Genomic DNA, 9,004 nt, shown 5'->3' on the forward strand with positions numbered 1-9,004 from the left:
AATTTGTTAAAACAGAAAAAAGGCCCGCCCGGCGCAATGCCATGACGGGCCCCTCATTGGATCAGTTGCGGACCGACGGGCTCTCGACGCCAAGCCCGTTTCCGCGGCTCGCCACGTAAAGCTCAAGCGCGATGAACTCGTCGCTGCCCGGGTTGAACGTCTCGGCACGGGTGTCGCGAATGCAGCCCTTGAAGCGCGAATGCGCCCCGTTCAACTTTGCATTCTTCAACCGGTAGGTCGGAAACCCGTTTGTCTGGCCCTGGCTCAGGTGGTCGGCGCGGATCATGTTGCCATAGTTTTCCTCATGGCAGGACGCGCAGGACAGCTCCAGCTGGCCGTAACGGGTGTAATAGATTTCCTTGCCCTTCTCCCAGAACGGCTCGGCCGGGCCGTCGATGGCCACGTTCATCGGCATACCGCGCGACTGGCTGCCGATCATCGCTTCCATGTCGATGGCCGGCCCGGCATCATAGCTCCAGGCCTCGGCACCCATCCGCTCGGTGCGGCATTCGTTGACCTTCATCTGAACGGTCATCAACGTGCCGGCCTTCTCGTCGAATTTCGGATAGGTCGCCTTGACGCCCTTCATGCTCTCGGCCGCATCACCATGGCAATCGGCACAAGACTTGCCCTCGCTGCCGTCGGCGGTGTTCCAGATGGCCATGCCGTTTTCGGCCCCCAGCATCGCAGGGTTGTCGAAATCGTCCATCTCCATGGCCTGCGTGTCGTCATTGCGGAAATGCCAGCCCGAGATCACCTCGTAGAGCGCCCCGTCGAGATGCTCTGCGGGTTCGACCTTGGTCGCGACCTCGATTTCCTCGTTGATGATCAGAGTGTCATCGTCTGGATCGGCAGAACCCAGCGCCGGCATCGCCAATGCAACAGCCGTTACCACGGACAAAGTCTTGAAATTCATTCACTTTCCTCCCTTTGAAACGCCTTGCCCTTCTTCGGGGCAAGGCGCCTTTTTTCGTTGGGCCCGCTCAGACCTTGACCGATTTGACGTCTTCGTAAACCGAGCCGTCATCGTCATACCAGGTAAACTGGAGATCGCCGGATTCCGGGATCTTCACGTCGAACTCGAAATACGGATTGGTCGAGATCGCGCCGTGCATTTCAACGTCGAGCACGTTGGTGCCGTTGAAATCGCAGGTGAAGCGGTTGATGATCGAGCGCGGGATCAGGTCGCCGTCGCTGTCGCGGCGCTGGCCCGATTCCATCTTGTGGCTGATCAGGGTCTTGATCGTCACGACCTCGCCGGCCTCTGCCGATCCGGGCGCCTTCACGCGGGGTTTAACACCTTCTGCCATGTCTTTCGTCTCCTCTGATTAGCCGCCGCAGCCGCCGATAGTGACTTTCACGTTCTTCGTGGTCTTGGCAAAGCTTCCGTCACCCATCTTCGCGACCGCCACGACATCCTGCGTGCCGGCCAGCCGGATGCGTGTCGAGGCCGACTGGCTGCCCGACAACTCGCCGAAATTGAACGTCGCGACATCCGGGTTCGGATTGCCCAGCGCCAGGATCATGATCGCCGTCGCACCTTCGGCCGAAACGCTCACCGGCACGGTGTTCCCGTTCTCGGCAATCTCCGGCGCATCGAGCATCACACCGCCCTCGGCCACGTCCTCGCCGCCGGTGAAGGCGTCGATCTCTTCCTCGCCGGCGGCCGCCACGCGCAGCGGCAGCGATGTCATGGCAACAGCACCGGCACCCAGCACCAGCGTATCACGTCTCGAGAATTCCATGTCTCTACTCCTCAGATAGTGTCACTAAAGGCCGCGCTTCGCTCACTCTTTCAGGGCGGAAAGAAACGCGACCAGATCTTCGATCTCCCAGGCCGTCAACAGCGGCCCGAACGAGTCGTCCGCGGCCTTGCCGGTATAGGCATTGCCGGGACGGATAAAGCCATCGACCTTGTAATATGCCGGCATCACGGTGCCCGGGAACGTATTCTTGGAATTGATCAGGATCCCCCGCAACTCCGCCTCGCTCCAACGATCGCCCGCCCCGGTCAACTCCGGGCCGACATTGCCGGGAAACGCCGCGTCGATATCGTCGATCTTGTGGCACGCCACGCAATTGCCCGATCCCTTCGAGGCATAGACCTTAAGCCCATTTTCCGGATCGCCCGGCTTGCCGGTCAGCGATTGCTCAACGCTTCCATAGTCGTCGAATTTAACGTCCTGAGGCGCCATCACCCCCTCGGCCATGGCCGTTCCGGCCACCATGGCCACCGCCAGTGTCAAAGTCCCAAGCTTCATGATTCCTCCCATTCCCTGGACCTGTTATAATTCAGGTTCATTGTCATAACAGTATTGCAGGCTCTTGCGTGAACGCAACAACAAATTCAAAAGAGTGAATTAACCGGGCGCAACTTTCTTTCTCAGTCGGTGGCGCCTTGCTGCCTCTCGCGTATCTTGCGGGCGTGGTAACGCTGGAAATCTTCCTCGTCATCAAGATCATAGCGTTTCTCGTTCACCCATGTGAACATGTCGAGCGTGGTCTGGTACCCGAAGGCACCCGGCATCGTCGCCACCGCCGCCTCGGCCGCGGTCCGGCCCGCGTCAACCTCCTCGGGCAGAAAGATCAGCGTCGGCGTGAACAGAATCCCCCATTTGCGCATCAGCGCCGATTGCTCCATCTCCTCGCCGTCGAAATCGGTGGCCGTGTCATTGCCGTGCAGGTTCAACTGCACCACGAAGTAATTCTCCGCGATATAGTCCGACAGATCGGACCGGACATAGACCTCCTCGTGCATCTTCTTGCAATAGATGCAGCCGCGCTGCTCGACGAACAGGACCAGCCGCTTTCCCTCCGCGTTGGCCTCTTCCAGGTCCTCGCGCAGATCCTTGAACGTGTCGCGCATCCATGGCTGCTTGTGCAGCCCGTCATCGCCGATCTCGGCCGCCGCCGCCGTCGCCAGTCCGGCCAGCATCGCCAGCGCCATCAGAAACCGTTTCATCGTCGTCCTCCCTCACAGTCAGTAAATCACCCGAGATTGCCGAAGCTCGGAAATGTATCGATCATCCAGTTGGAAATCGTGTTCACCGTGTCGGTGGCGATCAATATCGCGAACACGATCAGCATGACCCCCATCGCCTTTTCTACATAAACCATCTTGGCCCGGTGCCGCTGCATCCAGCCAAGGAACGGGCGCGCAAAGAACGCCGCCAGCACGAAAGGCGCGGTCATGCCCGCGCCGAACACCGCCAGCAATGCCGCGCCCTGGCTGATCTCGCCCATGCCGCTCGCGATCATCAGGATCGAGGCCAGGACCGGCCCCACGCAGGCGGTCCACCCGAACCCGAAGGCCAGCCCCATCACATAGGCGCCCAGAACGGTCGTCGGATCGCTCTTGGATTCCATCCGCGCCTCGCGCATCAGGAACCCGATGCGGATCACCCCCAGGAAATGCAGCCCGAATACGAAGATCACCGCCGCCGCCACGTAGGACAGCGTGCTTCTCCATTGCGCGAACGCCTGTCCCAGCGCCGTCGCCCCCATACCCATCAGCATGAAGATCGTCGTCACCCCCAGCGCGAACATGAGGGCGGACACCACCAGCCGACGCTGCGCGCCCGGCGCGATCTCGCCGTCGCCGCGAAGCTCGGCCATGGAAATCCCCGCCATGTAACTGATATAGAACGGCACCATCGGCAGGATACAAGGCGTGAAGAACGCGCCAAACCCAGCCAGCAAGGCGCCCAGATAGGAAATATCCAGCACGCGCGTTTCCCCTCCCTTGCCGAAAACACATTATCACATTAAGATTTGTTCAAGCATTGTCAATCTGGCCCCGCCCATGTCCCTCGCCCCGATGCAACACGCTCTTGCGGCCGCCTTGGCCCTTGCCCTCTCGGTGCTGCCCGCCGTGGCGGCCGAGTTGATCATGGTCGAGCAGAAGGGCTGCTCGCACTGCATCGCCTGGAAGGATACGATCGGCCCGATCTATCCCAAGTCGCCCGAAGGTGAGTTTGCCCCGCTGCGAGTCGTTGACATCCGCGAGGGCGCGCCCGACGGCGTGCGCTACGATCGCCCCGTGACGTTCACGCCCACCTTCATCCTGGTCGAAGACGGCACCGAAATCGGCCGCATCGAGGGCTATCCCGGCGAAGATTTCTTCTGGAGCCTGCTCGACATGCTGCTGAAACGGGAAACCGATTACACCGGCAGCGGATGAATCGCCGCACCGGGATCGCAGGGGGATGACCCTGGCGCAAAAAGACGATAACAGAGCGTGCCGACAAGACGCGCGTGACAGGGCGATTCAAGATCCGGGCGCAGGTCCTCGCGACCAGCCCGAAGGACGAGACGACGAGGACGAGATCATGGGCCTGCCCGTTTTCGACAAGGACCTGAGCGAGGAAGAACTCGACCGCTTCGTGGCCAACGCGACCACGGCGTCGAATTTCCTCAAGACCGTCAGCCACGAAGGTCGGCTGATGATCCTGTGCCACCTGGTCACCGGTGAAAAATCGGTGACCGAACTCGAAGAACTGCTCTCGGCGCGGCAGGCCGCCGTGTCGCAACAGCTCTCCCGCCTGCGGCTCGAGGGCCTGGTGATTCCCCGGCGCGAGGGCAAGGCGATCTATTACCGCTTGGCCGACAACCGCCCCAGGCGTATACTGGAACTGGTATACGAATTGTTCTGCGAAGACGACGGCTGACGCGCACCGCCGCCGCCACACCCGCAGGGCACACCGGGAGGAGGGGGCGGCATGCTCGACATCATCGGCGATCACGCCTTCATGGCGTTGGCGGGTCTTTTCGGCGGCATCCTTCTGGGGCTGGCCGCACGGCTGGGTCGGTTCTGCACCATGGGCGCGATCGAGGATCTGCTTTATGGCGGCTCCGACATCCGGATGCGCATGTGGGTGCTGGCCATCGGTGTCGCGGTGATGGGCACGTTCGGCCTCACCGCCACGGGCTGGCTCATCCCCGAGCAGGGCTTCTACCTCTCGATCCGCTGGATGCCGCTGGCCTCGATCCTCGGCGGGCTCATGTTCGGCTATGGCATGGCGCTGGCCGGCAATTGCGGCTTCGGCTCGATCGCCCGGCTGGGTGGCGGCGACCTGCGCGCCTTCGTGATCGTGCTGGTGATGGGGGTGTCGGCCTATGTCGTGCTCTCCGGGCCATTGGCCGGGCTCAGGGTCTGGGCCTTTCCGCAATCCGCTGTCGTGCCCGGCGAGATGCCCCCCGGCCTCGCGCATCTTCTCTCCGATCTGACCGGGCTGTCGCTGCCCGGGATCGGCGTCGCGCTGGGGGCGCTCATCACCGCGGGCGCACTCACGTCGCGCGCCTTTCTCGCCAGACCGCAATCCATCTTCTGGGCCGCCGTCGTCGGCTTCGCCATCGTCACGGGCTGGGCCGGCTCGGCGCATGTCGCGATGACCGGATTTGCCGCCGTGCCGGTGGTGTCGCATTCCTTCTCGGCCCCCGTGGGCGAAACCGTGCTGTGGCTGATGACCGCATCGGCCCGCCTGCCCTCCTTTGCCGTCGGCTCGGTCGTGGGCGTCGTGCTGGGCGCGCTGATCGGCTCCGGGATCAAGGGCCATTTCCGCTGGGAAGCCTGCGAGGACCCGCGCGAATTGCGCCGCCAGATCTATGGCGCGGCGATGATGGGCGCGGGCGCCGTGATCGCCATGGGCTGCACCGTCGGCCAGGGTCTCTCGGCCTTCTCCACGCTCAGCTTCTCGGCCCCCGTCACCTTCGCCGCGATCTTCGCCGGCGCGGCCCTCGGCCTGCGCCACCTGATCGAAGGCTTCCAGCCCGCCGAGTGAGGCAGCGGGACGAGGGGGCTACTCAGATACGACCGATGTCCAACGAAAGAGCAGCACAGGGCCGCGGTCGGGTGCGCACCACATCAACGCAGGGCAATTTATCTTGCAGCGTCATCCGTCGCTCAAAGCAGTGTGCAACCCATCGAAAGCACCCGGCCGGGGGGCGGCCGTGTGCTGCCCGGGCGGAGCAAATTCGATCAAAGCGTGATCAACACAAGCTGCACCGCCACCACCGCGATCATCCCACCGGCCATCACCTCGATCACCGCCGCCCAGCGCGCCACGCCCGGCCCGCTCATCACCTGGCCCAGCGCGCCCTCGCGCATGCTCACCGCGAGCACCGCCACCGCCATGGTCACGCTTGCCGTGCCCAGCGCCATCACCAGCGCCCCGGCGATCCCGGCCAGGTCGATCCCCATCAGGTGCCCCAGGATCACCAGGATCACCGCGCCCGAACAGGGCCGGATACCCACGCTGGCAACCAGCACCACCGCATCGCGCAGCGACCGCACCTCGCGTGCTTCCTCGGCCGTCGGTCCATGCCGGTGCCCGCAGCCGCATTCGTCCGCGTCACCATGCGGCACATGGCTCCGCACCGCGCGCCAGAACCGCCGTGCGCCCCGGCCCACCAACCACAGCCCGACCAGCGCGATCGCCGCGTAGGACAGCGGCTGAAGCATGTCCTCGGCGATCCCGACCATCCGCTCGCGCCCCCAGGCAAAGGCAAACACCCCGGCATAGACCAGCACCACCGCGCTCAGCGCCTGCGCCAGGCTCGATGCCATCGCCAGCCCGACCAGCCGCCCCACCGGCACCCGCCGCCCCAGGCCATAACCTCCGATCAGGATCTTGCCATGCCCCGGCCCCGCCGCGTGAAAGAACCCGTAGGCAAAACAGAGCCCCAGCAGCCCGCCCCAGGCCGCCGCATCGCCGCCGCGCAGCCGCCGCAGTGTCATCGCCATCGCGTTCTGCGCGTCTCGCTGGCCCTCGGCGGCCCAGGCCGCCACGCGGTCCATGCCGCCAAACCCCCAGAGCCAGAACAGCAGCCCCGAGCCCAGCACCACCGGCAGGATCAGGACGGCGCGTCGCATGTCACCTCCACCTTGTCGGCAAACTGCGCGCCCACCTCGGGAAAGGGCACCTCGCCATCCTCGGGAATCTCGGCCAGCTCGTCCAGCAAGGCGCGTTTCTTCGCGTCGAAATCGACCTCGCTGACAGACACCGCGCAGTCCTCGGGCGCCTCGATGCCAAGGCCGAGGTCATAAGCCGTGTAATAGGTCGGATCATAGGCCCGCACCACCACGGGCGCCGCTTCCGCCCCCTCGACCGCGCGGAAGTGACGGGTGACGATCTTGCCCTCCTCGAAGGAGGTGTCGCGCGTTTCAGGCGGACCAAGCCCGAGCGGCTCACCGTCCTGTTCAAGGTAAAGATCGCCCTCGAACCCCTCGACCCAGTTCATGTCGAACCCCTCAAGCTGCGCCAGCTCGTCCTCGCTCAGCACGCCGTCATGATCCTGGTCGAGGTTCATGTCCTCGAGCACCAGAAGCGAATAGAACTCGTCATACTGCCAGGCCACCTCGATCCCGGTGATCCGCCCCTCCTCGGCCACCAGCCGCAGCCCGGTGGCCACAAAGACATGCGGATGCGCCCCCGCCCCCACGGGCAGGACCATCAATGCAAGCCATAGCAGGCGGCCGAGCCATTCTCCCGCCCGGGCAGCAGCTGGCCGCACCCTGGCTCGAACAGGATTTGCCCCGATCTGTGCTGGAACCCATCTTTTCATGCCCCATGGCTTTACGCGCCCGCCCCCGTTATCGCAACGCCCGGCTCAGGGCCTGCGCGGATTCGCGCCCTGCGTCTCGCCGCCGACCAGCCACGCGCTCATGCCGCCTGCTCCGCCCGCCGCCAGCGCGGAAACGGGTCGGGCAGACCGGCCAGCCGCCCAAGCGTTTCCGGCCCCGGTGCCTCATGCTCGGGCACCAACGCCGCGTCGAGCCGCGCCCTGATCGCGGGCCAGTCGATCCCTGCCCCGATGAACACGATCTCCTGCCGCCGGTCGCCCCATGGCTCGGCCCAGTGCGTGGCCATGTAGTCGCGGGCCTGTGGATGATCCGGCCAGCGATCCTTCGGCACCGACGCCCACCACGTGCCCAGCGGTGCCACGCTCGACAGCGCCCCGGCAAGGCTGAACTCGGCCACCCAGTCTGGCCGCGTCGCCAGCCAGAAATGCCCCTTGGCCCGGATCACGCCGGGCAATGGCCCGTTCAGAACGTCATGGATCTTTTGCGGATCGAACGGGCGCCGCGCGCGGTAAACGAATGACACCACGCCATATTCCTCGGTTTCGGGCACATGATCGGCAAAGCCGTAAAGCTCCCTGACCCAGAGCGGATGCTCATGCGCGCGCTCGAAATCGAAAAGCCCCGTGTCGAGGATCGCCCCCGCCGGCAGGTCGGAATGATCGGTCTCGATGATGCGTGCATCCGCGTTCAGGCTGCGGATGATCTTGCGTGCCGCATCCACCTTGTCCGGCCCGGCATCGCCCACCTTGTTGAGGATCACCACATCGGCAAACTCGATCTGGTCGGTCAGAAGATGCACCAGCGTGCGCGCGTCCTCCTCACCCATGGTCTCGCCCCGGTCGGCCAGGAAATCATGGCTCGCATAATCGCGCAGCAGGTTCACCGCATCCACCACCGTCACCATCGTATCGAGCCGCGCGATGTCCGACAGGCTCTTGCCCGCCTCGTCGCGGAACTCGAACGTGGCGGCCACGGGCAAGGGCTCGGAAATCCCGGTCGATTCGATCAGCAGGTAATCGAACCGCCTGTCCTCGGCCAGCCGCCGCACCTCTTGCAACAGGTCGTCGCGCAGCGTGCAACAGATGCAGCCGTTGGACATCTCGACCAGCGTCTCGTCGGTCTGGCTCAGATTGGCGCCCCCCTCACGCACGAGATCGGCGTCGATATTCACCTCGGACATGTCGTTGACGATCACCGCCACCCGCCGCCCCTCGCGGTTGTTGAGCACGCGGTTGAGAAGGGTCGTCTTGCCCGCGCCGAGGAACCCCGAAAGCACGGTTACGGGCAGGCGGTTGTCTTGCTTGGTCATGCTGGCCTCGCTCTGGTCAGTGGAAACTCGCTGCCCATAGCGTGTTATATTATAACATATGTAAACCCCCTGAATACCAAACCCTTCCCCGCTTCCCCCGCGCCGCGCGCTCT

At 64.2% G+C, this 9,004-nt stretch carries 12 protein-coding genes; 3 read left to right on the forward strand and 9 right to left on the reverse strand.

From position 1 onward, the window contains the following. Positions 1-61: 61 nt before the first annotated feature. The 6 genes from soxA to ACESL9_RS09560 form a co-directional block, all read right to left on the reverse strand. Positions 62-916, reverse strand: coding sequence for a sulfur oxidation c-type cytochrome SoxA (gene soxA, locus ACESL9_RS09535; RefSeq protein WP_372614448.1), 855 nt, complete (start codon positions 914-916; stop codon positions 62-64). 67 nt (positions 917-983) lie between these two features. Continuing rightward, entirely contained in the window at positions 984-1,310 is a 327-nt protein-coding gene (gene soxZ, locus ACESL9_RS09540) for a thiosulfate oxidation carrier complex protein SoxZ (RefSeq protein WP_372614446.1), read from the reverse strand. Between the two features lie 18 nt (positions 1,311-1,328). Next, a complete protein-coding gene (gene soxY / locus ACESL9_RS09545; RefSeq protein WP_372674758.1) occupies positions 1,329-1,745 on the reverse strand; it encodes a thiosulfate oxidation carrier protein SoxY in 417 nt (138 codons plus the stop codon). A 42-nt stretch (positions 1,746-1,787) separates the two neighbouring features. Further along, complete coding sequence (soxX, locus tag ACESL9_RS09550) at positions 1,788-2,261, reverse strand: sulfur oxidation c-type cytochrome SoxX (RefSeq protein WP_372614442.1); 474 nt, start codon at positions 2,259-2,261, stop codon at positions 1,788-1,790. Between the two features lie 122 nt (positions 2,262-2,383). Beyond that, a complete protein-coding gene (locus ACESL9_RS09555; RefSeq protein WP_372614440.1) occupies positions 2,384-2,962 on the reverse strand; it encodes a thioredoxin family protein in 579 nt (192 codons plus the stop codon). A 26-nt stretch (positions 2,963-2,988) separates the two neighbouring features. Next, positions 2,989-3,726: a cytochrome c biogenesis CcdA family protein gene (locus ACESL9_RS09560; protein ID WP_372614438.1), complete on the reverse strand. Its 738-nt coding sequence runs from the start codon at positions 3,724-3,726 to the stop codon at positions 2,989-2,991. A gap of 76 nt (positions 3,727-3,802) precedes the next feature. Between ACESL9_RS09560 and ACESL9_RS09565 the strand changes: the two genes are divergently transcribed. The 3 genes from ACESL9_RS09565 (at position 3,803) to ACESL9_RS09575 (ending at position 5,780) form a co-directional block, all read left to right on the forward strand. Beyond that, positions 3,803-4,180 carry a thioredoxin family protein gene (locus ACESL9_RS09565; RefSeq protein WP_372674759.1) on the forward strand — a complete coding sequence of 126 codons (378 nt, stop codon included), beginning with the start codon at positions 3,803-3,805 and terminating at the stop codon, positions 4,178-4,180. A gap of 148 nt (positions 4,181-4,328) precedes the next feature. After that, positions 4,329-4,667: an ArsR/SmtB family transcription factor gene (locus ACESL9_RS09570; RefSeq protein WP_372614434.1), complete on the forward strand. Its 339-nt coding sequence runs from the start codon at positions 4,329-4,331 to the stop codon at positions 4,665-4,667. A gap of 51 nt (positions 4,668-4,718) precedes the next feature. After that, entirely contained in the window at positions 4,719-5,780 is a 1,062-nt protein-coding gene (locus ACESL9_RS09575; RefSeq protein WP_372674760.1) for a YeeE/YedE family protein, read from the forward strand. Positions 5,781-5,977: 197 nt separating this feature from the next. On the opposite strand, the gene ACESL9_RS09580 is transcribed toward ACESL9_RS09575, so the two are convergent. The 3 genes from ACESL9_RS09580 to ACESL9_RS09590 all read right to left on the reverse strand — a co-directional run bounded on the left by ACESL9_RS09580 (position 5,978) and on the right by ACESL9_RS09590 (position 8,891). Then, positions 5,978-6,871, reverse strand: a complete 894-nt coding sequence (locus ACESL9_RS09580) for a nickel/cobalt transporter (RefSeq protein WP_372674761.1) — start codon at positions 6,869-6,871, stop codon at positions 5,978-5,980. Next, positions 6,853-7,452, reverse strand: a complete 600-nt coding sequence (locus ACESL9_RS09585) for a DUF1007 family protein (protein ID WP_372674763.1) — start codon at positions 7,450-7,452, stop codon at positions 6,853-6,855. The genes ACESL9_RS09580 and ACESL9_RS09585 overlap by 19 nt, the downstream gene beginning before the upstream one ends. A 209-nt stretch (positions 7,453-7,661) precedes the next feature. After that, positions 7,662-8,891, reverse strand: a complete 1,230-nt coding sequence (locus ACESL9_RS09590; RefSeq protein WP_372674764.1) for a GTP-binding protein — start codon at positions 8,889-8,891, stop codon at positions 7,662-7,664. Positions 8,892-9,004: the final 113 nt, after the last annotated feature.

The organism is Aquicoccus sp., from assembly GCF_041686535.1.
Lineage (GTDB): Bacteria > Pseudomonadota > Alphaproteobacteria > Rhodobacterales > Rhodobacteraceae > Aquicoccus.

What these genes read in the sequence shown, in the direction of transcription:
- soxA (WP_372614448.1), bottom strand. Translation starts at nt 916, where the DNA reads ATGAATTTCAAGACTTTGTCCGTGGTAACGGCTGTTGCATTGGCGATG.
- ACESL9_RS09585 (WP_372674763.1), bottom strand. Translation starts at nt 7,452, where the DNA reads ATGGTCCTGCCCGTGGGGGCGGGGGCGCATCCGCATGTCTTTGTGGCC.
- soxY (WP_372674758.1), bottom strand. Translation starts at nt 1,745, where the DNA reads ATGGAATTCTCGAGACGTGATACGCTGGTGCTGGGTGCCGGTGCTGTT.
- ACESL9_RS09555 (WP_372614440.1), bottom strand. Translation starts at nt 2,962, where the DNA reads ATGAAACGGTTTCTGATGGCGCTGGCGATGCTGGCCGGACTGGCGACG.
- ACESL9_RS09590 (WP_372674764.1), bottom strand. Translation starts at nt 8,891, where the DNA reads ATGACCAAGCAAGACAACCGCCTGCCCGTAACCGTGCTTTCGGGGTTC.
- ACESL9_RS09570 (WP_372614434.1), top strand. Translation starts at nt 4,329, where the DNA reads ATGGGCCTGCCCGTTTTCGACAAGGACCTGAGCGAGGAAGAACTCGAC.
- soxX (WP_372614442.1), bottom strand. Translation starts at nt 2,261, where the DNA reads ATGAAGCTTGGGACTTTGACACTGGCGGTGGCCATGGTGGCCGGAACG.
- ACESL9_RS09575 (WP_372674760.1), top strand. Translation starts at nt 4,719, where the DNA reads ATGCTCGACATCATCGGCGATCACGCCTTCATGGCGTTGGCGGGTCTT.
- ACESL9_RS09565 (WP_372674759.1), top strand. Translation starts at nt 3,803, where the DNA reads ATGTCCCTCGCCCCGATGCAACACGCTCTTGCGGCCGCCTTGGCCCTT.
- ACESL9_RS09580 (WP_372674761.1), bottom strand. Translation starts at nt 6,871, where the DNA reads ATGCGACGCGCCGTCCTGATCCTGCCGGTGGTGCTGGGCTCGGGGCTG.
- soxZ (WP_372614446.1), bottom strand. Translation starts at nt 1,310, where the DNA reads ATGGCAGAAGGTGTTAAACCCCGCGTGAAGGCGCCCGGATCGGCAGAG.